Consider the following 25034-nt stretch of genomic DNA (forward strand, 5'->3'; position numbering starts at 1 on the left):
TTAGGAAGTTCGCACCAACAATCTATATCCTTTGAGTCAGTTGCCCCCCAGCCGCCCCCGTTCCGCCTCATACGGCGGGAGAGCTTCCCGACTGGTCCGGTAATCCGAAGCGCACCCGGAAGGCCCGCAGCGGAAAGCCTGGATGCTCAGAGCCGCAATATTTCAAGGGAACAATGTCCACTTGGCTAGAATCTATCTCGCGTTTCTTGCGTCGGCAATGTCCGGTTTAAATGAGCTCGTCTGACGGCGGTAAAAGCAAGAATTGGTCACTTTGTATGCCTTCTGCTTTTCTGACTACCTTACGGACTAAGGACGCTAAACCGGGATATCGTTGATTGAAAAGCATCGGCCTATAGATACTTAACGAACTCGCAGCTTAGCCAACTCGCAAAAATATTTTATAGATCGGATTTAGCGCCTCGTTGATCAATTCCGATCAGGCGTGTCTGTTGTCGGGTCCATAAGCCGCGCCCTCGCTGGACCGGTACGCATCGGATGCATATATTCACCATGTGCCAGCATTTGATCGGATGAAGCCATGGTCTTGTTGACCCTATCTCATCTCGTGAATGTTATCGTTGTGACGGTCATTCCAGTGTTGATCGCGCGCGACGTGCCGGCGATGACGGCGTGCTACGGCGTCGACAGTGCTGCACGACGTATCCTTGCATGCCTTTACGCGACCATCGCAATGGCCAGCGCCGTCGCGCTGATCGGCCAGGCTTCGGGCAATACGACGTTGTCGATCGCCATCGCCGGCGTCTTGTTTCCGATGCAGATCGCCTACAAGCTGATGACCATACCGGCGGTCGGTTGGCGCAATCCGGTGGTAAAGAGCAACCTCGCCATCGCGCTGCTGCACACAGCAACCTTAGCTGCGATTTGGCACGAGGGCCTCTTGTACGCGCCAGGAGAATAGCATCTCAAACGACAGCTACCAGGATCGTCGCCGGGCGCCTGACCGCAAACGTTTCAGGCCATCAGCAGCGTCGCCTTTCTGCACGTTAGTCTGATGTTCGCCGAGGTAGGAAAGTGGAACGGCGGTTTTCGGGACGGCGGGCGGCAATAGCCGACATCGCGGCGCTGCCGCTTCAATAAAGATAAACATTGAGAAAGCCTTAGCAACGAGGCGCAATCTAGCGGCTCTCTAGCTTGCCCTCGAAGTCATGCTGGCCGAAGCGCGGGTGCGGTTCCTTACGCCCCACTCGCACAAGGGCAGCAGAGCCTCGATCAGCGTCATGCCGAATGGCGTGACGGTGTAATCGACCTTGGGCGGCACTTCGCCATAATCGTGACGAACCACTACGCCTGCCGAAGCGAGTTCACGCAATTGCTGGATCAGCACCTTTTCGCTGATGCCGGCAACCGCCCGCTTGAGATCGCCGAACCGCCTCGGACCCGAGCGGAGATGATACAGGATCAGCGGCTTCCATTTGCCGCCCATGACGGCCAGCGCGACATCGAGGCCACAGTCACTTGCAGGGTCAGATCGGGGAACGCTCATCGAGCCCCTTTGGCACTTACCTTTAGGTAGGTTCTACCCTCAGCACCAGTGCCAGTCCATATCCCGGAAACGTGCGCGACGGGATCGATCATCTTATCCGTCGCCACGATGGAGCTTGGACATGACTGACACCCCGACCATCCTGATCTATGCAACATATCGCATTCAGCTCAGCGACGTGGAGGCGTTCCGGGATATCGCTTCGCGCATGGGGAGCGCAGCCAGACTGCGGGACGGCTGTGTATTTCTCGACGTTACGGAGGAAGTAGGTTCGGCCGGCTCGTTCCGCCTGATTGAAGCCTGGCGAGATCAGGCGGCGTTGAACGCGCACCTCTCCACGCCCGATTTCAAAGCGGTATTCGAAGAAGCCGGGAAACTCGGCATCATCGACCGTCAGGCGGACGCCTATTCGATTTCGGGCAGAGCGGCGCTTGATATGCCGTCCTGACCGGAAAGAACGCGGCATCCGCGTGAACGTCGTCTCGTCCGGGAGGCACTGAAACACGTCTTATTCGGTACTATTTTGACGCAACGCCGGGAGCTGACGAAGAGCTGATCACAGGCGTTCCACTCCGGCGCCTGGGGCGGCTTGAACTTGTCGCGAGTGCCGTCCTGTTGCTGGCGTCGAGCGAGAGCGGCAAGGGCGCTACGCGAGACTTGGGGATTCTCCGCAAGATTACGCGGCAGGCCCCGCCCCCACGGCGAGGCCTGCCGAGGATCAGAACTGCCCGCGAACGCCTAGGCTGATGCGGCTGCCCGAGGATTCGTAGATCGCTGGGAAGGACTTATCCATCGTATAGCCGGTGGTCTTCGCATTGCCGACGTTGATGCCCTGCAGCTCGACACGGACGTTGCGCGTCACTTGATAGCTGGCGGCGACGTCGAACTGGCCATAGGCATCGCGGTAGACCGGATACATGTTTCGCTCGATCCGCTCCACATAGGCACCCTTGCGGTTGTACGAGACGCGCAGCGACAGCGGTCCCTTGTCGTAGAAGACCGTGGCATTGTAGGTCTTGTCGGCAAGGCCGATCGGCGAGGTATCGATGCCGAGGTCGGACTGCCCCGTCAGCGAACTGTCGAGGAAGGTGGCGTTGGCGTTGACGCCGAAGCCGTCCGCCCAGTCCGCGACCATGCCGAACGGGATCACTGCGTTCACCTCGACGCCGCTGACCTTGTACGCGCCCTTGGCGTTGACGGGCTGGTAGACGTCGAAGTCATAGACGCCGTTGACCGTGCCGTTGGCATTGTAGACCGTCACGCCGGGTACCTCACCGGTCAACTGGCTCTGCACCACACCCTTGATCTTCTTCCAGAAATAGGACGCTGCCAGAATACCGCCGCGCGGGAGATATTGCTCGAGGCCGACTTCCCACTGATCGGCAAGCGTAGGCTTCAGGCCAGGATTGCCGTCGGTGTACCGGAAATTGCCGATGCTCGCGATCCGCTTATACGCGAGATCGGTCAACGCCGGGCGGATCAGCGTCTTTGACGCAGCAGCGCGCAGGAACAGGCTGTCGGTCAGCTCGGCATGCGCGTTGAACGAGGGCAGGAATTTCTCATATTTGCCGTCGCTTGACACCGGCGCGGGGGTCAGGCCGATCGAGCCGCTCGGGTTCTGGACCTGCTGGAACCCTTCCGAATTGATCGTGGTGCGCAGATAGCGGCCACCCAGATTGACGAACAGCGGCACGGCCACGTCGAACTCGAAATCGACCATCGCATAGCCGGCGATCGTCTCTTCCTTGACCTTGTAATAGTTCGCATCGCTGAACGGCGTGACGAACCCGTCGGGCCGGAAGAAGTCGCGCGCATAGGCGTTCGAGACCTGCGCCCAGCTCAGGTCGCGTGCCTGGTAGTTTCTCCCGCCAACGATGTCGGTGACGGTCTCGAGCGGGCTGTCGCCCAGCTTGCGGGTGTTGACATAGGCGGTGCTGCCGCGGGTCGGACCCTGGATCTTCTCCTCGCCATATTGACGCTCGTTGGTCTTGTCGGTGTAGCGACCACCAAAATTGAAGCGCTTGAGCACCGACGATTCGAACTGGTAGCTCAGATCGATCTGAGCGGCGTATTTGTCGTCCTTGATCTGTTCGCGCGTGGTCTCATAGGCTTCGAACAGATACGAATTCGGCGCATCGTACATGTCGATCGTCTTCGGATTGCCGCTCGGGATCGTTTCGCCGCCATTCTCGGTATAGCGCGTGCGCGAGGGCGCATAGGCGACGTGCTTCAGATTGGCATAGTCGAGCGTCTTCCTGGCGCCGGAATAGCCACCCAGTGCATTGATCTTCCAGTTGCCCGTCGTCCAGTTCATCTCCCCGCCGAACTGCCGATAGTCGGTATCGTTGATATATTCCTTGCTCAGGAATTCATGCTGCGTGTTGGTGTAGGAGACGTCGCGCAGCACGACGATGCCGCTATCCGCGAGCGTCTTGGCATCAAATTCGTGGATCGTCTCGAGCGTCGAATTGCTCGATGCCGAATAGCCGGCAGCGTCATATTCGTCCTCGGTCGTGTCGTATGATCCGAGAAAGGCGTCGAACGCCAGGCTGAAATCATCGCTCGGCTTGTACTGCACCGAGCCCGACAGCCCGAGGCGGTCCTGATCGTTCTGATAGACGCGGTCGCCGACCTTATCGAGGAAGACGATTCTGTTCTTGTCAGCGTTCGTGAAAGCAATGCCGGCGTCGCGCTGCAGCACGGCGATCGCCTGGTTGCGGTAGACGGTGCCGGTACGATCGGTCCAGCGCGCGATAGGGCGGAAGTTGATACCCGAGTTGGAATCGGTGCGATTGGTGCGCTGCTGCTTGGCGACCGAAACCAGCACGCCGAAGTCGCCAAAGGTCTTGCTGGCGAGAAACGAGAAGTTGGGATCGATCTTTTCGGAGATCGAATTATACGCGCCATCAACGCTGCCGACCACGCGAAGCCCGGGGTTGTCGAACGGCCGCGCGGTTCGGATCAGCACGGAGCCGGCGATGCCGCCCTCCTCGTCCGCCGCCACCGGCGACTTCTGCACGGTGACCGACTGGATCAGTTCGGACGCGAAGATGTCGAACTCGACGTCGCGGCCGCCCGAGCCCGAGGCGGTCGCCAGCTTGTTGATGGACACGAAGGTGAATTCGCTCGGCAGGCCGCGGACGTTGACGCGCGTGCCGAGGCCGCGTTCGCGTTCGATCGTCACGCCGGGCACGCGCTGCAGCGCTTCGGAGAGATTCTGCTCGGGGAAGTCGGCGATATCGGTGGCGATGATCGAGTCCGAAAAGCCGATCGTGTTGCGCTTCATGTCGATCGCTTCTTCGAGGCTGCGGCGATACCCCGAGACGAGGATCTCGTCGCCCGTATCGGCCTCCTGACTGACGGGCGCCGCTACGGTTTGGGCAGCGGCCGGTGCCACGGACAGTGCTGCGGTCGCGGCTCCCAGGAGCAGGGACGCCATGCGGTCGACATGCTTCAAACTACGGATCATTGTTCGGTTTCCCCCGGTGCTGATATGCCAGTGACACCTCGCGAGGTGATCGCTGGACGTGCGACGTCGCGCCCCGAACGTGTTCCGTTCGAGATCATGACAGATTTCATTTAATGGAACGGCAGTCCGCCTGCGGTGATACGTTGGCTTTAGCGCACGCGACGACTATTGATCGGGCAGACCAGACAATTCTTCATGCCGTCGCGTTGCAGCAGCAAGCGTACGCGTCGCCCGAGTTTATCGCTTACATCGGCTTGTCAAAATGACGAACGCCAGCAATTAGCCAAGATCTAAAACATCGCGCCCCCAGTTACCGCATCTAGCTCCAGGCTGAATGCGGTAAACTTGTGACGTGCATGTTACGATGCGGCATGACTTGATCGTCACGACGATGGCTGTGGCATATATTCGGATCAGCACGGCCGATGGCTGGACGTGATTTTCGCGACAGGGCCCGAGGCTCCGGAAAGCATTTCCATACCACTAGGTGTTTGAAAACACCGCGCCTGTCATTCTGGTGCCATCAAACGCAGCTAGGGACAGCGCTTGCAGTAGAGGGTATTCCCGATGTCCAGCGCTACCTCGCTCGTTCCCCATCAAATCGTCGATTGCATGTCGACGGGCCGGTCCCCGACCGCAGCGGACCTGGACAATGTCGCTGCGCGGATGTGGCGCGAAGGCGCGCGTGACCGTTCGGCATTCTCTTGGGGCGAGCTTTCGCCCACAGCTGCCGATCGCATCGTAGCAATGCGGGCCGCGGTCCTCGCGTTGGAGGGCAGCGGTCTACGCTGAACCGCGCCCGTGCGATGCTCCGGATCGACGACGCGTAGCCTCACGTTGCGTGCAGCGTCTCGAAGAAGCGCAACAGGGCGGCATCGATTGACGATGCCCCGTTTTCGACCAACCGTGAGTCCATGCGGACCTTGGCTGCCATCCCCGTCGTGCTTTGCGTCGCGACGGATACATGCGTCACCAGACGCCCGATCAGGTCGAGGTCTGTAGCAGTTCCATCCACGTTCCGGCTGATGGCCTGGCCGCTCTGCGCCTGTTCGCCAATGCTCGACGCGAGATCATCGGTGCCGCGAGCCATATCCTCGACCATCGCGCGAATGTGCAACAGGCCGGCATAGGCTGCCCCGGTGCCGCGTTGCATGCCAGCTATCTGCTCCGCAATCTCACCCGTCGCTTCCGCGGTCTGCGCGGCCAGAGATTTCACGGCGTCGGCAACGACGGCAAACCCCTTTCCTGCCTCGCCGACACGGGCCGCCTCCATGGCGGCGTTCAACGCGAGGAGCTTGGTTCGTGCAGCAATGGTCCTGATGACTCCGACGATTGCACCAATTGCGCGGGCGTCATTCTGGACGTCCGTCATATCCTGTGCGAGCTGAGCCGCGCAGTCCGCAACCTCTGCGCTGAGATCGGCAGACAGACGTGTACTCTGGCTGGACTGACGGATCGCGCCCATAAACTGGGTCGTTGCCGCGGCAATATCCGTCGCGCCGTCGATCGCTCGCCTGACGGCTACGCCGACACTACCAAGCTCGCGGGTCGCGTCGGTCGAATGATCCTCGAGTTCGCCCGATGTCGTGGACAATTGTCCGGCTGCTCCGCGAAGCTCGGCAAGCACGTTCGCTATCTCGCCTTCCAACGTGGTTGCGGCCTGTCGGACGATGCGGTCACGTTCCGCCTCGGCTGTCTGTGCCGTGCGCCGCGCATCTTCGATCTGACGTTCGCGGTGAACCTCTGCCAACCGCTGCCGGCCATTATCGGCTTCCAACCGTCCGCGCTCCACGACCGAGGCCCGAAAGACTTCGATCGCGCGTGACATCCGACCGATCTCATCGGTTCGTTCTGCATGCGGCGTGCGACCTTCTGCATTCCCGCCGGCGATCACCGCCAATGCGTGTTCGATGTCCAGCAACGGGCGGACAATGGTCCGTTGGACGATCACCACCGTGCCGTATGCGGACAGTGCGAACAGGATGATGCCTGCCGCGACACTGATTGCGACCTCTTGCCGCTCCAGATCATGGGCGTTGCGGAACAGACGCTCGACTTCGTCTTCCTGGGACGCGATGAGGGTATCGGCGATCTTGGATGCCATCCGTTCGTTGGGACGGACGTCATTGCGAAAGACGGTCCAAGCCCGATCCTGGCGATTCCTCGTGGCGTTGTCAGCCATGATCGCCAACTGACGTAATACGATAATCTGACTGGCGATATATGGGCTCCGTGCACTCAACCCCGCGATGGGGTTTCGCACCAGCTGGGCAAGCTGCGTCCGCATCTGGATGGACCGTTTCGCAAATTTCCCATGGATAATCGCAAGTGCGCGGGGATCGCGTTCGAGCAGCAGGTTCAGCGCGTCACGCTGCAAAGAGCGGCTGATCGACCGCACCTCGATCAGGTTGATCCGAACGGTCTGGCCGGCATTCGCCGCATTGCGCGCCGTCTGAACACGCTCTCTGGTACCGTGCCCGATCAGGCCCAGTAGGCACACCAGCCCCAGCATGATGGCGACGGGTACCATCAGCCGTGCGACCATGCTCCGCGACCAGAGTCTTAACGTTCGATTTGTCATAGGCGGCCGCTACGGCGCGCATCTTAACTCTGTGTGACAGATGCTGAACAACGCAGGTCTGAAAGACCTGTTGTCAAAAAAAGCGATGACGCCTGCCGTGAAGCAGCAAGCAGTCGCGCATCTCCGGACGGTGCTGAGGATGAGCGAGCGGCGGGCGTATGCTGTCGTCGAAGCGGATCGCACGAGAATGCGCTATCGCTCGTGCCGGGGGATGAAGGCGACCGGCGGTCGCGTCCCAAGCGCGCGCTCGCGGCCGCTACGCTTGCGCACCGTCACCCGCTCCTCGCGATACAACCGATACACCTTTTTCAAGTTCATGCCTGTCCTCTCGCGCCTGAGCAGGATCGCCAGCCGCCGGTAGCCGAACCGACGACGCTCGTTCGCGATCTCGCGCATCCGGACGCGGGCAGCATCGTCCTGCCCGCGAAGCGGCTCATAATGCCATGCCGACCGATTGACCCCGATCAGCCCGCAGGCACGCCCCTCGGAGAAACCGTGGTCAGCCATCAGCTTCTCCACTGAAGCGTAGCGCTCCGCAGACCGGATCGGTTTTTTCCCAGCAGATCCTTCAGCCGGCGGTTCTTGTCCTCAAGCGCCCGCAACCGCGCCGTCTCCGACACGGTCATCCCGCCGTATTTCGCCTTCCAGTTGTAGAACGTCGCATCACTAATCCCGTGCTGCCGGCACAACTCGGCAGTTTTCACGCCGGCCTTATACTCGCGCAGCACGCCAATGATCTAATCCCCGGTAAATCGGCCTCGCCGCATCACTCGTCTCCATCTGACGAGCAAATTTACCAAGGGCATGATTCTGGGGAGCAGATCAGACCTCGTCGCATTTGCCAAAAAACGACGACAGCCGCGAAGCTTTCCCGCGGTGTCGAGCAGGCCGAGGTAGCGTTAGATGCTGGCATCGACCTGCTCTATCCGGCGCCGGATCGTGACCGGCGTGAAATTACGGTCGCGCGCATTCACCCCGCGAAAGCGGCTCCCGTTCACCGCGACCGTGCCGCCCGCAATGAGGCCGAGCTGCCGACACAGGCCGCCTGGATCGCAGCTCATGTTCGCGTCGAAAGTCGGCGACGGTCTTGATATCCGGTGCGAGCTTGCCCGTCACCCACATCAGCTCGACGTTGCGGCCCGCCTCGCGCTCCAGGCGTCGGCTCGACGGAATCTGATTTAGATAGCCGTAGACGTAGAGCTTGAGCAACGTCGCCGGATGATAGCCTGGCCGACCCGTCGCAGCGGCGCCGGCAAACCCCAGCGTCGCCAGATCCAGTTCGTCGACGAACACATCGACGATGCGCACGGTGCTGTCTTCCGTAACTAATCGTGCACGCAGGGCGGCAGAAAAAGCTGCTCCCGGCGGTCACACCCCTCGATGAAACGACCCATCCGACGTCTCCAGATGACGCAGCCAAGCATAGCCTAACAAGACGTTTTCACACTGCCTCGGTGGTAAGCGTGCGGTCGCTTTTGAGTGACTATCGTCGCAAGTGGACCTTCGTTCAGGCGGTCGGGTAAGGGGCCAACCGGCCGCTTTCTGGTCGGACGCGGACCGTCCTGTTCCGGCACGAAGAGCAACGTTTCTGCCGCGTGTTCATGCTCGCGAGGGTGAGCGGAATTGGCTTATCGTCTCGCGCTGAATTCTGGAAATGTGAACGGGGCGTCAGCCCGTGTGACCGCTGAGGACTGCTCATCCAGGACTGGATCGTAACATGCGAAGTTGCGATTGAACCATTTCCGGCCGGACAGACACTAAGGGGCGAACAGGAGGACCGGAGTGACAGGGGTCGGGTCTGCGGCGCCGCGCGCCAAGGACGGACACGGTATCGGCGAGGCCGCGCTGATCGATCGCATCCGTGCGCGCGATCGGCGGGCGTTCGAGATGCTCTATCGCGCGTGGGACGCCCGATTGTCACGCTTCCTCCTCAATTTAATACGCCGCCCGCATCTCGTGGAGGAGGTGCGGAACGATACCATGATGGTCGTGTGGAACCGGATCGGAGGCTTTAATGGTGAGAGCCGGCTGTCGACCTGGATGTTCGGAATTGCCTATCGCCAGGGCCTTGCGGCGCTGCGCAAGCTGGACGAACCGGTCGATGACAGCCGCTCGGAAGCACTCGCCAGCGACGCGGCGACACCCGAGGAGAACAGCCGGGCGGTCCGCGTGAAGCTGGCGCTTGCCGAAGCCATCGAAGGCTTGTCCGTGTCGCATCGTGCCGTCGTCAACCTGACCTATTACCAGGACTTCAGCTACCGCGAGATTGCCGAAATCATGGACTGCCCCATCGATACCGTGAAGACGCGGATGTTTCACGCCCGCCGCCACCTCAAGCAAAGCCTTCCCGGCGATCTGTCGGACTGGCTCTAGAACAGGACGATGACTCAGATCCTTCCCTTCCCTACCGACCGGCATGCCGAGGTGCACCTGCTGCTGCCCTGGTACGTCACCGGGCAGCTGGATGCCGTGGAGACCGCGTTCGTCGCTGAGCATCTCGCCGAGTGCGGCGCGTGCCGCGCGGATCTGGTGCAGGAGCGGCATCTGGCGGATGCGGTCGCGCGGGATACGGGTGAAACCGGCGATAGCTGGGCGGCGATGGCGGCGCGGCTCGACGCGACGAGCAGCGTGTCGGTCGCGACGGCCGCGCAGCGACGCCGCACACGCGATCCGTTGCGCGCGGCACGTCGCGCCGTCATGCGTCCCCGAACGCTACGCTGGGTGGTCGCAGCGCAATTCGTCGCCATGCTCGCGCTCGGCGCGCAGACGCTGACGCTGACGCAGCGGTCCGATGGGCGGCCGGGCGCGTATCATGTGCTGGGCGACGCGGGTGCAAGACGCAGCGGCAACGTGCTGGCGATGTTTCGGCCCGAGGCGAGCGAGGCGGCGTTCCGTCGGGCGCTCCAGGCAAGCGGCGCGAGACTGGTCGACGGGCCGACCGCGTCCGGCGCCTATGTCCTCGCGGTACCGGGCGGCGCGGGCGGCGCGGCGCTTGCACGGCTACGGCGCGACGCGGACGTGACGATGGCGGAACCGATCGAACAGGCGCCCGCGAAATGAACCGCGCGCTTCTAGTCATCGCGCTCGCGATTACGGCCACCCCGTCGATGGCAAGCGCGCAAAGCCCGGCAGGCGCGGCGGCCGCACCATCGGCGAGCCCCGATGCGATGGTGGATCGCCGCATCCTGGTTATGCTCCGGCTCGCCCCGGAGCACTATCGCCCGGGCACCGACTATGGCGGCGGCTACGGTGATCCGACGAGCGCACAGGCGCGACGCCGGCTGGCGGCGCGGATCGCGCGCAAGGAAGGGCTGCGGCTGGAGACCGGCTGGCCGATGCCGATCCTTGGGATCGACTGCATGGTAATGATCGTCCCCGAAGGCCGATCACTCGAGGGAACCGCCGAGCGGATTTCGCACCTTTCAGGCGTCGCCTGGTCACAGCCGCTCCACCGCTACGCGACGCAGGGCCAGGCGCCGGCCTTTTACAATGATCGCCTGTTCCGTGCCCAGCCCGCGACGCGCGGCTGGCAGCTCGCGGCGCTCCACCGGATGGCGACCGGCAACGGCATCACGGTGGCGATCATCGACAGCGGGATCGATGCCGGCCACCCCGATCTTCGCGGGCAGTTGATGATCAATCGCGATTTTGTCGCCGATGCCGCGACCGTGGGGGCAGAAACCCATGGGACCGGCGTCGCAGGGATCATCGGCGCGCGGGCGAACAACGCGGTCGGGATTGCGGGTATTGCGCCTGGTGCGCGCCTCATGGGGCTGCGCGCATGCTGGCAACCCGGCGGCACCGCAGGAACGATCTGCGACACGCTGAGCCTCGCCAAGGCGCTGACCTTCGCGATCGAGCGCAAGGCGCGCGTCGTCAATCTCAGCCTGACAGGGCCGTTCGATCAGCTGCTCGCCCGGCTCGTCCAGGTCGGCATCGCGCGCGGCGTCGCGTTCGTCGCGGCGGTTGATCCGGAGACGGGCTCGGGCTTCCCGGCGGCGCTGCCCGGCGTTGTCGCGGTCGCAGACGATGGAGTGGCGGGAACGCGAACCGGGGTTTACATTGCCCCCGGGCGGGACGTGCCGACCACGGAGCCGGGCGGTCGATGGTATCTGGTCAGTGGAAATTCCTATGCGGCAGCACATGTCAGCGGGCTGATGGCGCTCATGCAGGAATTGCGCCCCGGCAAGACGGGCCAGTCTTTTGTGTCCGCGCGCAGCGGCGGCGGCGTCATTGATGCGTGCGACACGCTCCAACATTTGGCGCGGTCCGGCAGCGCGCGCTGTTCCGTGCCGAATTAGGCGGCGGCGCGCGCGCGGTCTGCACGGTCTTGCAATATGCTCGATCGGCCTCGTCCCCGTGCCTGCGATGGCGCAAACCGGGTTCGAGATTTCCGTCGCATCGGATGACCGCTTTCGCGGACAAACGGTCAGCGGCGACCGACCGATCGGCACCGCGACGCTGGCCTATGACGATGTCCGTGGGCTTTATGCCGGTATTTCGGCGACGGTCGTTGCGACGCGAGACAGCGGCGTCCGGCCGCACCGTTCGGTACAGTATGTCGGTTACGCCAGACGTCTCAACGGCGCGCTGACCTTCGACATCGGCATCACCAATCGGGTCTATAGCCGGTTCTTTACCGGCGACTATGCACGCCGTTTGACCGAAGCCTATGTCGGACTGATCGGGCGGCGCGTGCAGTCGCATCTCTACCTGACGCCCGATTATGACGGCCGCGGCGGCGAAGCGGCCTATGTCGACGTCAACGCGACGCTGGTCGAGCACGGCCCCTGGTCCCTGGCGGGCCATGGCGGGGTCCTGACGCCACCGCGCGATCCCGGCAGGCCGCGGTTCATCGAGCTCGACTGGCGACTGGGTGTCGCGCGCCGGTTCGATAGGCTCGCCATCACCGTGCAATGGGCAGGCAATGGCCCAAACCATGACAGCGGACGCTGGCAGAGCGGTCTCATCCTTGGTGCGCGACGCAGTTTCTAAAAAAGTTCCAATGGTTTGAACCGTTTTTTGCGCGCGCGACACTAACGCATGTCACCGCCTGCAGCGGTGATGGGATGCGGTCGGAAAGACCTTCGAGCGACGCAAGAACGCACAATTTCGACAGGATCCGACACACCGAAACCCGCCGCGGAGTCTTGCTGCGCGGCATGCCAGGAGAAGAAGCATGAAGATCCAGACCGATCTACACGCCGGCAAACGCGGCGCCGATGATCCCGCCGGCCACATCCGTCGCGGTCGTGGCAGGGACGATCCCAAGCCGCACGCCTGACCCGCTGCGGTTGCGATCTCAGATGATCGTTTCCAGACGAGATGGCCGGACTTGTTCCGGCCATCTCCGCGTCCGGCACGCAATCCCCCTTCTCGTCGCCAGCGTGCTCGGCATCGCGGCGGCCGCTGACGCAACGGACGTGCCCCCGACCTATGCCGAGGCACAGCGCGTCGCGAGCCCGCTGCCCTGGCGCACGGACTGGTGGACGATCTTCGGCTCGCCAGAGCTCGACGCGCTTGTCACGCGGGGCAATACCGATAACGCGGACATCGCGATCATCGCGGCGCGGCTTTCGATCGCACGGGCCGCCGTCCGCACGGTGTCCGCCGAACGGCTGCCGCGGATTTTCGCGATCGCCGGCGTCGCCGACCAGTCAGGCAATCTTGCCACCGCCAGCGGCGAAAACGGCCGTCTGTTTGAGCTTGGCCTCCGCGCGGCGTGGGAGCCCGACCTATTTGGCGGCCTTGGCAAGGCCGCGCGCGCGGCGCGGCTGGATGCGCGCGCCGCAGAGGCGACGTTGGCCGGTGCGCGGCTCGCGGTGCAGGCGGAGATTGCGCAGACCTATTTCGCGTTGCGCGCGCTCGATGGCGAGCGCGACGTCCTGGCCAGCGCGATCGACCGGGCGGCGCGGGCGCTGGCGATCGTTGCGGCACAGGCCGCGCGCGGCAATGCCGCGGCGCGCGACGTCAATCGGCGACAGGTGGAACTTGCCATGCTGCGCGCCGACCTGCTCGCGCGCGACCGCGACCGCGCACTGACCCGGCATGCGCTGGCACTGCTGGTCGGTGCCGCAGCAATCCCCGACCGTCGCGCCGCGCCGGGACTTCTCGCGGTTCCCACGATCCCGGCTGGACTGCCGAGCGAGATGCTGCTGCGACGGCCGGACGTCGCGGCGGTTGCGGATGCGGTGGAGGCGGCGCGGTTGCGGCATCGGGCCGCGAAGACCGCATGGTTTCCGGGCTTTGCGCTCACGGCCAATGGCGGGCAGGCCTCGCCGACGCTCGGTGAGCTCCTGTCCCAGACCGCGCAGACGTTCGGCTTCAACCTGATCCTTTCGCTGCCGATCTTCGACGGTGGCCGTACCGCCGCGCGCGTTCGCAGGGCGGCGGCCGAGGAGGAGCTGGCCCAGGCGCAGGGGCGCAACACTATCCTGCGCGCGTTTCGCGACGTGGAGGACCAGCTCGCCGCCACGCGCCTGCTTGCGGCGGAGGAGGCGGTGGCGCGCGAAGCGGCAGATGCGAGCCTTCGCGGCGAACAGCTGGCTGCCCGACGCCTCGCCCGCGGCTCGATCAGCCTGCTCGAGTCGCTCGACACGGCACGCGCGGATCTTGGCGCGCAAACTCGGCTGGTCCGGCTTCATCATGCGCGGGCGATCGCCACCGTCGGCCTTGTCCGCGCGCTCGGCGGTGGATGGCGGACGACGTCTTCGCCGCCATCCCCCCTCACTCCGGCGGGGCAGTGATCGCGGCATGGCCACACCATTCGCCCGGACGCATAACGCGCTGGCTCGCGAGACGCCGCGCCTCGCACTGCTCGCGCTTGCCGTCGCAGCAGCCCTGCTCGCGGTCTGGCTGCTGTGGTTCACGCTGGCGTCGGTGACGCTGTACGAGGTGTCGACCAGTGCGCGGCTTGAGGTCGGCACTGCCCCGCGAGCCGTGTCGCCCGCGCAATCGGGGCGGATGATCGCAACGCGGCTCGCGATCGGGCGCAGCGTGACGGCCGGGGACGTGCTGGTCTCGCTCGATGCCGAACCTCAACGGCTCCGGCTCGCCGAGGCGGAGCGGCAATTGCGCGACTATCCGCGACGTCTCGCGTCGCTCGACCGTGAGATGGCGCTGCTCGGGAATGCCGACAGCGCGGATCGATCGAGCGCGGCGGCGGCAACACGCGCGGCGCGCGCGCGCGCGACCGAAGCCGATGCAGCTTCGCGCCTTGCCGCGGATATCGCGCGACGTCACGTCGAGGATAGCGAGGCGGGTGGCGTGTCGCAGGCCGACGCCATCCGCGCCCGCGCCGATGCGCGCCGTGCCGCTGCTGCGCGCGATGCACTCGCCGAGGACGCACGCCGCATCGCAACCGAAGCACAGTCCCGTGGCGGCCGGAACAGCGCGCACCGCGAGGAGCTCGAACGCATGCGCCTCGCCCTGGCCGACGACCGGGCATCGACCGCGGCGCTGGCCACGCAACTGCGTATCGAGATTGCTGGTCGCGTGGTTCGCGCGCCGGTGTCGGGGGTCGTCGCGGATGTCCAGGCGGTCGCCCCGGGCGCGATCGTTGTGGCAGGTCAGCGGCTCGCGACGATCCTCCCGGCCGGCGACCTGATCGTTGTCGCGGCGTTCGATCCGGCAAACGGACTGGGCCGGATCCGTCCAGGTCAGCGCGCGACGCTTCGCCTCGCGGGATATCCCTGGACCGAATATGGCGTCGTGCCGGCACGGGTCGAGCGTGTCGCCGGCGAACTGCGCGACGGCCGGATGCGGGTCGAGCTGTCCGCGGCACGCGGCGCCATCCGCGGCGTCGCGCTGGGGCACGGGCTTGCAGGGTCGGTCGAGGTCGCGGTCGAGCATGTCTCGCCCGCGCGGTTGCTGATGCGGACCGCAGGCGGGGCGCTGCGATGAGCGGTCCGCGGCGATGGCTCGCCCCCGAAGTCGTCCAGACATCGAGCATGGATTGCGGCCCGGCGGCACTCAAGTGCCTGCTCGAGGGGCATGGTATCCCGGTCAGCTACGGGCGGCTGCGCGAGGCGTGCCAGACCAGCGTCGACGGCACGTCGATCGACACTATCGAAGCCGTCGCTAACCATCTCGGCCTGGCGGCGGAGCAGGTGCTGGTTCCCGCCGACCATGTGATGCTCGCCAGCACAACGCTGCCCGCGATCGTCGTGGTTCGCCATGCCGATGAGGCGACGCATTTCGTCGTGCTGTGGCGGCGCGTTCGCGGCTGGGTGCAGGTGATGGACCCGGCAATCGGGCGGCGCTGGCTGCGCGAGGCGACGTTCCGCGCCGCGATCTACCGGCATGGCACGCGCGTCCCCGCGGCGGCCTGGCACGGATGGGCACGCTCGGCGGAGGCAGCGACGGCGTGGCGCGAACGCCTTGCCGCGATCGGCGTCGCGGGCGGACCGGCGGATCGGCTGCTCGCTACCGTCACCGCTGCGGACTGGCACCACGCCGCCGCGCTCGATGCAGCGATACGGCTGGTGACGGCGCTGGTCAACGCGCGCGCGCTGCCGCCTGGATCGGATGCCGCGCAACTGATCGCGACGCTCGCCGATCGCGCCGCAGCCGATCCGTTCACGACGATCCCCGAGTCCTATTGGAGCGCGGTCCCCGCCGGCGACGACGCGGTGGTGCGCGGGGCGGTGCTGGTGACCATCGCCGGCAGGCATACCGCCGCCGCACCCGCCGGCGATCTTCCGCCCGAACTTGCCGCCGCGCTCGCCGAGCCGCCCGCCACGCCGCTCCGGACGCTCGTTGCGATGCTGCGGGCCGACGGCCTGGTTGCGCCAGTAGCGCTGATGCTTGCCACGGCGCTCGCGGCGGGCGCGCTGATCCTCGAGGCGCTGCTGTTCCGCGGACTGATCGATGTCGCACAGCGGCTGCCGATGGGGCTGGACCGGCTGACCGCTGGAGTCGCGCTGCTCGTGTTCATCGCGGTGTTGATCACGATTGAACTGGCGACGGGATCGGCGGCGCTGCGGATGGGACGGACGCTGGAAGTGCGGCTGCGGATAGCGCTGCTCGCAAAGCTGCCGCGGCTGGCCGATCGCTATTTCCAAAGCCGCCCGATCAGCGACATGGCGGACCGGAGCCACAATATTCACGGGATCCGCAATGTTCCCGGCATCGGTCTGCGCTTCGTCGAGACCGTGTTCGAACTTGCCCTGACCGCGATCGCGATTGCGCTGATCGCCCCGGACAGCGGCCTTGCCGCAATGGGCGTCGCGCTGCTGACGATCGCGATGCCGCTCGCGATCCAGCCGGTGCTCAACGAACGCGACCTGCGCGTCCGCAATCATGCAGGCGCGCTCCACGGCTTTTATCTCGACGCAATCCTCGGCCTCACGCCGATCCGCGCGCACGGCGCGCAGCGCGCAGTGGCGCGCCAGCACGAGGGGCTGCTCGTCGAATGGGCGCATGCGATGCGCAGGCTCGCGCGCACCGCAGTGACGGCGGACGGCGCACAGGCTTTGATCGGCAATATGGCGGCGGCGGCGCTGGTCGTGAGCCATCTGTCGCGCGGGCGCGGTGTCGGCGGTGCGGACCTGTTGCTGGTGTTCTGGGCGCTGAAGCTTCCGGGCCTGGGATCGCGGCTTGCCGGGCTCGCGCAAAGCTACCCGGGCCAGCGCAACGTCCTGCTCCGCCTCGTCGAGCCGCTCGATGCCCGGGAAGAGCCGATCGCCGGCCCAGCGCCAACCGGCGAGGGTCCCGCCGCGATCGCGTTCGATGCGGTCGATGTCGTCGCGGGCGGGCATCCGATCCTGACCGGGCTCAGCGTCCGCATCGCGCCAGGCGAGCATGTCGCGATCGTCGGCACGTCAGGGGCGGGCAAGTCGACGCTGCTGGGCGTCCTGCTCGGCTGGCATCTGCCCGCGGCAGGAACGGTCACCGTCGATGGGCCACCGCTCTGCGCGGTGGCGTTGCGCGCGACGACGGCCTGGGTCGATCCGGCGATCCAGCTGTGGAACTGCTCGCTGCTCGACAACCTGCTCTACGCCGCGACCGACGACGCGATCGGTCAGGTCGGGCCCGTGATGGCGGCGGCGCGGCTGCGCGGGATCGCGCGCGTGCTGCCCGAAGGACTGCAGACGATACTCGGCGAGGGCGGCGGACTGTTGTCGGGCGGCGAGGGACAACGCGTCCGGTTCGGGCGAGCGCTGATGGTCGCCGATCCCCGGCTGGTGCTGCTCGACGAGCCATTTCGCGGGCTCGATCGTGGTCAGCGCGAGATCCTACTCGCTGAAGCGCGCGCATGGTGGCGCGAGACGACGCTGCTGTGCGTCACCCATGATCTCGCGGAAACGCGGGCGTTCGATCGCGTCCTTGTGATCGAGGACGGGCGGCTGGTCGAGGACGGTGCGCCGGCGGTGCTGGCCGCGGCCCCGTCGCGCTACCGCGCTCTGCTCGACGCGGAAGCAGCGGTGCAGGATGCGCTGCGCGCGGGCACGGCGTGGCGGCAACTGACGATGGTCGATGGGCTGGTCGTGGAGCGCTCACGGTGACCGATCTCGCCCCCAATTGGTGGCCGCTTGCCCGGCTCGGCGAAGCGATCGAGGCGCTGGCGCTGGATGCCGGGCTGATCCGCGACCCGCCGACCGATCCGCTGGTCGTTCCCGCCGCCTTCGCGCTCGAGGACGTGCCAAGGTGGACAGAATGGGCGGCGGCGCGGCTGGGAGTGGAGGTGGTCGACGTCGTGACACCGGCCTCCGCGATCGACGCTGTGCTGGCAAGCGGCGGGCCCGCGATCCTGCTGGATGACACGGCGGAAGGCCCGGGTTTCTTCGCGCTCGCCGGCCGACGACTCGGCGGCGTGCTGCTGCTCGATCGGCATGCGTACCGTCGCCGCGTACCCTTCGGGACGCTGCGCGATCGCCTCGTCGAGCCGGTCGCCGCAGAACACCGCGCGGCGGTCGATGAGCTGCTCGATCGCGCGATGATCCAGCCACGCCGTCGTCCTGCGCGTCCCGCCGCGCTGCTCCACGGACGGCTGCAAGCCGAACGGATCGGCGGGATCAGCCTGCTCCGTGTGCCGGCCTCCGCGCCGGTCTGGCGGCAGATGCGGCTGGACGGCGGCCTGCGTACGCTCGCGCTGATCGTTGCGGCATTCGTCGCACTTTACGTGCTGGAAATCGTAGGGTGGAAGGTGATCGGCGAAGGCGTTCTGGCGGGCAAGGTCGATTCCGGCTGGCTGCTCGGCTGGATGGTGATCCTGCTCACCGCCGTCGTTGCGCAGACCGAGAGCGCGTGGTGCGAGGCGAGCCTTGCGGTCGACCTCGGACGGATCATGAAGGCGCGGCTGCTCGCCGGCGCGCTCGCGTTGCGACCCGACGCGATCAAGCGCAGCGGTGTCGGCCAGATGATCGGTCGCGTGATCGAGGCGCAGGCGCTCGAAGCGCTCACCTTCAACGGCGGTATCGGGGTGCTGCTCGCGGGGATCGAACTCGTCTTCACCGCATGGGTCCTCGCCCATGGCGCAGCGCCGGCCGCGCATCTGACCCTGCTGGTCGGCTGGGTCGCGCTGACCGGGTTGCTTGGCTGGCGATATTTCGTGCGGATGCGACGGTGGTCGGGGGAGCGTCTGGACATGACCAACGCGCTTATCGAGGCGATGGTCGGACATCGGACCCGGTTGGCCCAGGACCGCGCTGCGCGGCGGGACGCGCAGGACGACGCGGTGGTGCAGCGCTATCTCACGACATCGGCGGCGATGGATGGCGCGAGCATTGTCGGCGTGACTGCGCTGCCATCGATCTGGCTGTTCGCGGGCATCGCCGCCCTCGTCCCGGCCTTTGCGGGACAGCCGGTGCCGTCGCCCGTGACGCTGGCGATAAGTCTGGGCGGGCTGCTTCTCGGCCAGCGCGCTTTTGGCGGGATCGCTGGCGGTTCGGCTGGACTTGCACGCGCCGCGATCGCCTGGGCGCGGGTGCGCGAGCTCTTTGCCGCGTCGCGCGGCGGGGCGGTCACCATGACCCGGCGAACCGACGGGATTGCGGACGAGGACCGGCCGGTGATCGAGGCCGAGGGGCTTATGTTTCGCTATCCCGGTGCCGACCGCCGGGTCGTCGATCGCGCGAACCTGACGATCAGGCACGGTGAAAAGATCCTGCTCGACGGCGCACCGGGCGGCGGAAAGTCCACGCTGGCAGCATTGCTGACCGGACTGGAGACGCCGACATCGGGGCTGCTGCTGCTCGACGGGCTCGACAAGGCGACGCGGGGCGACGCCTGGCAGCGTCTGGCCACCGCCGCGCCGCAGTTTCACGACAACCACATCCTGTCGGGATCGCTCGCCTTCAACCTGCTGATGGCGCGCAGCTGGCCGCCCACGTCCGCCGATCTCGCCGATGCGACAGAGTTATGCGAGGCGCTTGGTCTGGGGGATTTGCTGTCGCGGATGCCAGGCGGGATCGAGCAGCAGGTGGGCGAGACCGGCTGGCAGTTGTCGCATGGCGAGCGGAGCCGCATCTTCCTCGCGCGTGCGTTGCTGCAGCGCGCATCGCTCACGATCCTCGACGAGAGCTTTGCGTCGCTGGATCCACAGCGTCTTGGTCAATGCCTCGCCGCAGCGATCGGCCGGTCGCAGGCCCTGGTCGTCATCACGCATCGATGATCGCGCATATTCGACTATGCCAGCATCGCGCTCAGCGTGTCGATTGGAGCCGCAGGGTATCGTCAGATCTCGGACAGAATCCTGCGGAAGCCAAACTTTTACAAGCCGCTTGGGAGTGACCCGTCTGTGGTTTTAGGCACCTGGCGCCTTAGACGCCTTTCGAAAAATTAGTAACCGGGTCGTTGTGCGCATATCGGTCAATGCTCGCTTACTTCGTCCAGTAGACTGGCCAACGCGCGCGACCGCTGTTTTCCGACGAGAGCGGCCCCTACGCCGAAGCGCGTGAGGCGTGACTGGCCGAGAAGATCGCAAAGCGTCGCGGCTTGCCTCTGCGTAAACTACGTAAATCTAGCCCGTGATCCTTGACCTAAACTGGCCCGATCCAACGAGGTGGCCATGATCAAAACAATTCTCGCAATCGTGGAGGGCCCCGTCCGCGGTGGCAGCTTTATCGACGCGGTCCTTGGCTTAGCCGACCAGCGGCAGGCGCATATGATCTTCGATGTCCTGACCGCGGCTCCCATGCTGTCGCCTAATCTTGCCCCGTTCGGCACGGTGTACACATTGTCCAGCGAACTTCGGCAATTGGTCCGCGACCATGCCAGCAGCCTGCGCGCGCTGCTGCCGCCCGACAGCCAGGCGGAGATCGTGTCGCAATGCGACGATGTCGGGTGGATCCCGGGCGACGTCCGCGCCAGCGCGCCTCTCGCGGATCTCGTCATGATCGGTCCGCACGAGACCTGGTCGATCGATTGGCTCCGCCGCCGGACAATCGAGACCGTATTGATGGCCTCGGGCACGCCCTTGTTGCTGCTGCCGCCAGGCCGCTCGATCCGCAACGTCGGTCACGCCGTGCTCGGCTGGAAGCCCGGGCCGACTGCGATGCGCGCCTTGCAAAATCTCGTCCGGCTCGCCGCGCCCGGTGCGCGGATCGATGTCGTTGCGATCAAACACGGTCTGGCCGATCAGCCGGAAACCGCGCTCGAACCGGTCCTCGCGCTGTTGCACCGCCACGGTTTCGGCGTCGAGGGGCATGCGCTCGAACGGAGCGGGAAAGCGCAGGATCGGCTGACCAGCTTCGCGCTCGATCGCGGTGCCGACCTTCTGGTGGTGGGCGGCTTTGCGCATTCACGGATGCGCGAGATCGTGCTCGGCGGCGTCACGCGCAGTCTGATCGACGATCCGCGTTTGCCCGTTCTCATGGCGCACTGAATGCCCGGCACGGCCACGCTGTCCGTCGATGCCGATCGCAGCGGACTGTCCAGCGTGGTCGCCGCCGATCGGCTTCTACGCGACGGCCCCAATGAATTGCCGCGCGCCGACCGACGCTCGGTGTTGCGCCTCGCGCTGGACGTGCTGCGCGAGCCGATGCTGGCGCTGCTGCTCGCCGGCGGCGTCGCCTATATGCTGCTCGGCGATCTTACCGAAGCGCTGATCCTGCTCGCCTTCGCGACGTTTTCGATCGTTGTGACGGTGGTCCAGGAAAGCCGCACCGAGCATGTGCTCGATGCGCTACGCGATCTCTCCGCACCGCGTGCGCAGGTCATCCGCGATGGTGCGCGGCAGCTCATCGCCGCGCGCGAGGTGGTGTGTGGCGATATCCTCGTGCTCGAACAGGGGGACCGGATCGCCGCCGATGCGCTGCTGTTCGACGCCGACGATCTCCAGACCGACGAGTCGCTCCTCACCGGCGAATCGCTGCCCGTGGGCAAGCTCCCGGCCGCGGATGCCGCTATCGCGGAGCCCCGCCGCCCCGGTGGCGAAGGCCAACCCTTCGTCTATTCGGGCTCGCTCGTCACGCGCGGCAATGGGCTTGCACGCGTTCTCGCGATCGGGCCACGCACCGAGGTGGGACGGATCGGCCAGTCGCTGGCGAGGCTGGAGACCGAGGCACCGCGTTTGCGCCGCGAGACGACCCGGATCGTGACCTGGTGCGGGATCGGCGGCGGCGCGGTCGCGCTACTGGTCGTTTTGTTGTTCGGGCTGCTGCGCGGCGGCTGGATCGAGGCGCTGCTGGCCGGGATCGCGATCGGCATGGCGATGTTGCCGGAGGAGTTTCCCGTCGTCCTGACGGTGTTTCTGGCGATGGGAGCGTGGCGGATCGGCAAGGTCGGCGTGTTCACCCGCCGCGCGGCCGCGATCGAGACGCTGGGATCGGCCACGATCCTGTACACCGACAAGACGGGCACGCTGACTGAAAACCGCATGTCGGTCGGCGAGCTTTGGTTGCCCTCTTCCGCGACGCTCGTGCTCGCGGGGAATAGGCCGGTGACGCCTGGCTATCACGCGCTGCTCGCCACCGCCGCGCGCGCCAGTGCGATTGCTCCGAGTGACCCGATGGAAATCGCGCTGCACGACGCGTGGTCCGCGGTCGTGGCGCGGTCGCCATCCACCGGGACGCTCGTCCACACCTATGCGCTGCGTCCCGAATTGCTGGCGATGTCGAACGTGTGGGACGACGGCGACGCGCTGCGCATCGCGGCCAAGGGCGCGCCCGAGGCGATCGCCAGCCTGTGCGCGCTTGCCCCGGATCAACATGCAGCGATGACCGCCGCGGTCGACGCCATGGCGGTGCGCGGCATTCGCGTCCTCGCCGTCGCGAGCGCGGCACCGCCGGATCGCGACTGGGCGCAAACGCAGCACGGCTATCGCTATCAACTGGTCGGGCTGGTCGGACTGGCCGATCCGATCCGCGCCAGTGTTCCGGGTGCAGTCGCCGAGTGTCGTCGCGCAGGAATTCGTGTCGTGATGATCACCGGCGATTATGCCGCGACCGCGCGCTCGATCGCACGGCAGGCGGGGATCGCCGAGGGCGAGGTCCTGACCGGCGCGGACCTCACGACGCTCGACGATGCCCATCTCGCGGCACAGCTGCCATCTGTGACGGTGTTCGCGCGGATAATGCCCGAGCAGAAGCTGCGCATCGTCGACGCGTTCAGGGCCGCAGGCGAGATCGTCGCCATGACGGGTGACGGCGTCAACGACGCGCCCTCTCTCAAGGCCGCGCATATCGGTGTGGCGATGGGCAAGCGCGGGACGGACGTGGCGCGCGAAGCCGCCGCAATCATACTGATCGATGACGACTTCGGCGCGATCGTCCAATCGGTGCGGCTGGGCCGACGGATCTACGACAATATCCGCAAGGCGATGGCGTTCATCTTTGCGGTGCACGTGCCGATCGCCGGGCTCGCGCTGCTGCCGCTGTTCTTCGGCATGCCGATCCTGTTCGGGCCGATCCATATCGCCCTGCTCGAAATGGTGATCGATCCGGTCTGCACCCTCGTGTTCGAAGCCGAGCGGGACGAGGAAGACGTCATGCGCCGCCCGCCACGCGCGCCGTCCGAGGCGCTGTTCTCCGTGCCGATGATTGTCTGGAGCGTGTTCCAGGGCGGGCTTGCCTTCGCCATGCTGGCGGCAGTGTTTCTAATCGAGCAATTGGCCGGGATGCCGGAGCGCGAGCTTCGCGCGTTAATCTTCTTTGCGCTGATCGCCGAAATCCTCGCGCTGATCCTGGTCAACCGGTCGTTCAGCGCGTCGATGCGCGATGCGCTGGTCCGCCACAATGCAGCGCTCCGCTATGTCGTCGCAGCGATTGTCTGCGTAACCGGTCTGATCCTGTTTCTGCCCCGTGCGCAAATGCTGCTGAAGTTCGGGCTGATCGCCTGGAGCGATATGACGCTGGCGCTCGGCATGGGGATCGGGCTGCTCGCCATACTCGAAGCGTGCAAGCCGCTGATCCGCAAGGCGACGCCGCGCAGGCGGAGCGATCTGGGCAGCCGCGCCCTTGTCGTGCAATGATCGACGCTCTTTCAGGCACTAGCCCTCGCCGGCCTGCCCGTCCACCTTTGCTCTGTTGGGTAGACGAACCATCCGGGTTTTCTGGGCGATCGCTTTGCTTAGTGGCGCGCCTCTAATCTGCAATCGCTAGGAGTTCTTGAAGTCGACCATGCTTGGCTGCTCCGGCCGGCGGTCAAACGCCGTGCACGTAGTTGTGACCACGGGGCGTTTGGATGCGATCAGATGTAGCGATGGGAGGCAGGATTTGTCGGATGACGGCAGCAGATCATTTGCGTCTGCGCTAAACGAGAATGCCGGATGTCGTCGTTTCCTTCCCAGTCACCATACTCATGAGGACGTGGTGATCGGGGAGATGAGCGATTGTGCAAGGTCGGGTAGCGGGGGAGGATGCGCGAATGTCCGGGTTTGGGTCGTTCTCGCCGATGCATATTCTGGCACCACAGCTACGCGAAGAATGCGGCTACGTCGGTGGCACCGAAGGCCGTTGGTTAACGGATTGCGACGTGTTTGATCGAGGGAACAGAGGAAGATCAATCGGCATGGATCGTAATCCTGTGGGGAGGTTGGAGACGTGTTGACGGCGGTTACCAGTTGGGGGATGTCGTCCGAGCCGCCCTCTCCGCTGCAAGATCTCGCGCTGGAGCCTGCACGCCTGCCGGTACGCGATCTCGCGGAGCCCGCATAATGCCGTGCGCAAGGCAGTCGCGACCGCGACCGTGAAGGCGCTGGTGGCAGCGGTGGCGGCAAGCGGTATCGACATCGTCTATGCCGATACCTTTATCGCCAGAAGGTCGAACAGCTTACCGCAGTGTTCCCGGATGATGCGCTGAAGGCACAGGCGTTCGAGCGCATCCGTTCGCTGATCGACACCGTGGTGTTGAAACCGGAAAACGGCGTACTTGCGATCCATCTTCGCGGCAAGTTTGCGTCAATGCTCGAGCTATGCATGTGTCCAGAAACACAAAAAGCCTCCGCGGATGTGACCGAGGAGGCGTTGCAAATCAAGATGGTTGCGGGGACAGGATTTGAACCTGTGACCTTCAGGTTATGAGCCTGACGAGCTACCGGG

19 protein-coding genes and 2 pseudogenes are annotated in these 25034 nt (G+C 65.3%); 15 read left to right on the forward strand and 6 right to left on the reverse strand.

What is annotated here, in order from left to right:
* Positions 1–538: 538 nt before the first annotated feature.
* Positions 539–919 (forward strand): hypothetical protein, encoded by a 381-nt coding sequence (locus sphst_RS14910; RefSeq protein WP_031394709.1) that lies wholly within the window; start codon positions 539–541, stop codon positions 917–919.
* Between the two features lie 228 nt (positions 920–1147).
* Here sphst_RS14910 and sphst_RS14915 read toward each other — a convergent pair whose 3' ends face one another.
* Positions 1148–1444: a winged helix-turn-helix transcriptional regulator gene (locus sphst_RS14915; protein WP_234387684.1), complete on the reverse strand. Its 297-nt coding sequence runs from the start codon at positions 1442–1444 to the stop codon at positions 1148–1150.
* Between the two features lie 181 nt (positions 1445–1625).
* Between sphst_RS14915 and sphst_RS20710 the strand changes: the two genes are divergently transcribed.
* Positions 1626–1952, forward strand: a complete 327-nt coding sequence (locus sphst_RS20710) for a putative quinol monooxygenase (RefSeq protein WP_051916439.1) — start codon at positions 1626–1628, stop codon at positions 1950–1952.
* A gap of 270 nt (positions 1953–2222) precedes the next feature.
* Here sphst_RS20710 and sphst_RS14925 read toward each other — a convergent pair whose 3' ends face one another.
* Together sphst_RS14925 and sphst_RS14935 are read right to left on the reverse strand one after the other, a co-directional pair.
* Positions 2223–4973, reverse strand: coding sequence for a TonB-dependent receptor (locus tag sphst_RS14925; RefSeq protein WP_031394712.1), 2751 nt, complete (start codon positions 4971–4973; stop codon positions 2223–2225).
* A gap of 832 nt (positions 4974–5805) precedes the next feature.
* Entirely contained in the window at positions 5806–7518 is a 1713-nt protein-coding gene (locus sphst_RS14935) for a methyl-accepting chemotaxis protein (RefSeq protein WP_031394714.1), read from the reverse strand.
* A 76-nt stretch (positions 7519–7594) separates the two neighbouring features.
* Between sphst_RS14935 and sphst_RS21340 the strand changes: the two are divergent.
* Positions 7595–7765: pseudogene (locus sphst_RS21340) on the forward strand (IS3 family transposase); the annotation flags it as partial.
* On the opposite strand, the gene sphst_RS21515 reads toward sphst_RS21340, so the two are convergent.
* From sphst_RS21515 to sphst_RS14950, 3 genes and pseudogenes are all read right to left on the reverse strand, one after another.
* Complete coding sequence (locus tag sphst_RS21515) at positions 7747–8061, reverse strand: IS3 family transposase (RefSeq protein WP_159043664.1); 315 nt, start codon at positions 8059–8061, stop codon at positions 7747–7749. The pseudogene sphst_RS21340 and the gene sphst_RS21515 overlap by 19 nt on opposite strands.
* Positions 8061–8282, reverse strand: coding sequence for a transposase (locus sphst_RS14945; protein WP_159043665.1), 222 nt, complete (start codon positions 8280–8282; stop codon positions 8061–8063). Before sphst_RS14945 ends, sphst_RS21515 begins: the two co-directional genes overlap by 1 nt.
* Positions 8283–8456: 174 nt before the next feature.
* Positions 8457–8948: pseudogene (locus sphst_RS14950) on the reverse strand (transposase); the annotation flags it as partial.
* Between the two features lie 388 nt (positions 8949–9336).
* Here sphst_RS14950 and sphst_RS14955 point away from each other — a divergent pair.
* From sphst_RS14955 to sphst_RS15005, 12 genes are all read left to right on the forward strand, one after another.
* A complete protein-coding gene (locus tag sphst_RS14955) occupies positions 9337–9927 on the forward strand; it encodes an RNA polymerase sigma factor (RefSeq protein WP_234387685.1) in 591 nt (196 codons plus the stop codon).
* A gap of 9 nt (positions 9928–9936) precedes the next feature.
* Positions 9937–10614 (forward strand): zf-HC2 domain-containing protein, encoded by a 678-nt coding sequence (locus sphst_RS14960; protein ID WP_051916612.1) that lies wholly within the window; start codon positions 9937–9939, stop codon positions 10612–10614.
* Positions 10611–11855, forward strand: a complete 1245-nt coding sequence (locus sphst_RS14965; RefSeq protein WP_043158147.1) for a S8 family peptidase — start codon at positions 10611–10613, stop codon at positions 11853–11855. The genes sphst_RS14960 and sphst_RS14965 overlap by 4 nt, the downstream gene beginning before the upstream one ends.
* Positions 11856–11922: 67 nt before the next feature.
* Complete coding sequence (locus sphst_RS14970; RefSeq protein ID WP_031395882.1) at positions 11923–12549, forward strand: TorF family putative porin; 627 nt, start codon at positions 11923–11925, stop codon at positions 12547–12549.
* A 311-nt stretch (positions 12550–12860) separates the two neighbouring features.
* Complete coding sequence (locus sphst_RS14975) at positions 12861–14300, forward strand: efflux transporter outer membrane subunit (RefSeq protein WP_159043666.1); 1440 nt, start codon at positions 12861–12863, stop codon at positions 14298–14300.
* Positions 14301–14307: 7 nt separating this feature from the next.
* Positions 14308–15456: an HlyD family secretion protein gene (locus sphst_RS14980; protein WP_159043667.1), complete on the forward strand. Its 1149-nt coding sequence runs from the start codon at positions 14308–14310 to the stop codon at positions 15454–15456.
* Positions 15453–18059: a cysteine peptidase family C39 domain-containing protein gene (locus sphst_RS14985; protein ID WP_107045776.1), complete on the forward strand. Its 2607-nt coding sequence runs from the start codon at positions 15453–15455 to the stop codon at positions 18057–18059. Before sphst_RS14980 ends, sphst_RS14985 begins: the two co-directional genes overlap by 4 nt.
* Positions 18056–20167 (forward strand): ATP-binding cassette domain-containing protein, encoded by a 2112-nt coding sequence (locus sphst_RS14990; protein WP_107045777.1) that lies wholly within the window; start codon positions 18056–18058, stop codon positions 20165–20167. The genes sphst_RS14985 and sphst_RS14990 overlap by 4 nt, the downstream gene beginning before the upstream one ends.
* A gap of 396 nt (positions 20168–20563) precedes the next feature.
* Positions 20564–21379 (forward strand): universal stress protein, encoded by an 816-nt coding sequence (locus sphst_RS14995; RefSeq protein WP_043156518.1) that lies wholly within the window; start codon positions 20564–20566, stop codon positions 21377–21379.
* Positions 21380–23965: a cation-translocating P-type ATPase gene (locus tag sphst_RS15000; RefSeq protein WP_031393423.1), complete on the forward strand. Its 2586-nt coding sequence runs from the start codon at positions 21380–21382 to the stop codon at positions 23963–23965.
* Positions 23966–24654: 689 nt separating this feature from the next.
* Positions 24655–24795, forward strand: coding sequence for a hypothetical protein (locus tag sphst_RS20715; RefSeq protein ID WP_159043668.1), 141 nt, complete (start codon positions 24655–24657; stop codon positions 24793–24795).
* A complete protein-coding gene (locus sphst_RS15005; protein ID WP_031393424.1) occupies positions 24774–25016 on the forward strand; it encodes a hypothetical protein in 243 nt (80 codons plus the stop codon). The genes sphst_RS20715 and sphst_RS15005 overlap by 22 nt, the downstream gene beginning before the upstream one ends.
* Positions 25017–25034: the final 18 nt, after the last annotated feature.

The organism is Sphingomonas sp. STIS6.2, assembly GCF_000732685.2.
In the GTDB taxonomy this organism is placed as follows: domain Bacteria; phylum Pseudomonadota; class Alphaproteobacteria; order Sphingomonadales; family Sphingomonadaceae; genus Sphingomonas; species Sphingomonas aerolata.

Coding starts and splice junctions, on each gene's coding strand:
- sphst_RS14960 (WP_051916612.1), top strand. CDS start 9,937: ATGACTCAGATCCTTCCCTTCCCTACCGACCGGCATGCCGAGGTGCAC.
- sphst_RS14965 (WP_043158147.1), top strand. CDS start 10,611: ATGAACCGCGCGCTTCTAGTCATCGCGCTCGCGATTACGGCCACCCCG.
- sphst_RS14970 (WP_031395882.1), top strand. CDS start 11,923: ATGGCGCAAACCGGGTTCGAGATTTCCGTCGCATCGGATGACCGCTTT.
- sphst_RS14995 (WP_043156518.1), top strand. CDS start 20,564: ATGATCAAAACAATTCTCGCAATCGTGGAGGGCCCCGTCCGCGGTGGC.
- sphst_RS14925 (WP_031394712.1), bottom strand. CDS start 4,973: ATGATCCGTAGTTTGAAGCATGTCGACCGCATGGCGTCCCTGCTCCTG.
- sphst_RS14980 (WP_159043667.1), top strand. CDS start 14,308: ATGGCCACACCATTCGCCCGGACGCATAACGCGCTGGCTCGCGAGACG.
- sphst_RS15000 (WP_031393423.1), top strand. CDS start 21,380: ATGCCCGGCACGGCCACGCTGTCCGTCGATGCCGATCGCAGCGGACTG.
- sphst_RS21515 (WP_159043664.1), bottom strand. CDS start 8,061: ATGGCTGACCACGGTTTCTCCGAGGGGCGTGCCTGCGGGCTGATCGGG.
- sphst_RS14975 (WP_159043666.1), top strand. CDS start 12,861: ATGATCGTTTCCAGACGAGATGGCCGGACTTGTTCCGGCCATCTCCGC.
- sphst_RS14935 (WP_031394714.1), bottom strand. CDS start 7,518: ATGGTCGCACGGCTGATGGTACCCGTCGCCATCATGCTGGGGCTGGTG.
- sphst_RS14985 (WP_107045776.1), top strand. CDS start 15,453: ATGAGCGGTCCGCGGCGATGGCTCGCCCCCGAAGTCGTCCAGACATCG.
- sphst_RS20710 (WP_051916439.1), top strand. CDS start 1,626: ATGACTGACACCCCGACCATCCTGATCTATGCAACATATCGCATTCAG.
- sphst_RS14910 (WP_031394709.1), top strand. CDS start 539: ATGGTCTTGTTGACCCTATCTCATCTCGTGAATGTTATCGTTGTGACG.
- sphst_RS14915 (WP_234387684.1), bottom strand. CDS start 1,444: ATGGGCGGCAAATGGAAGCCGCTGATCCTGTATCATCTCCGCTCGGGT.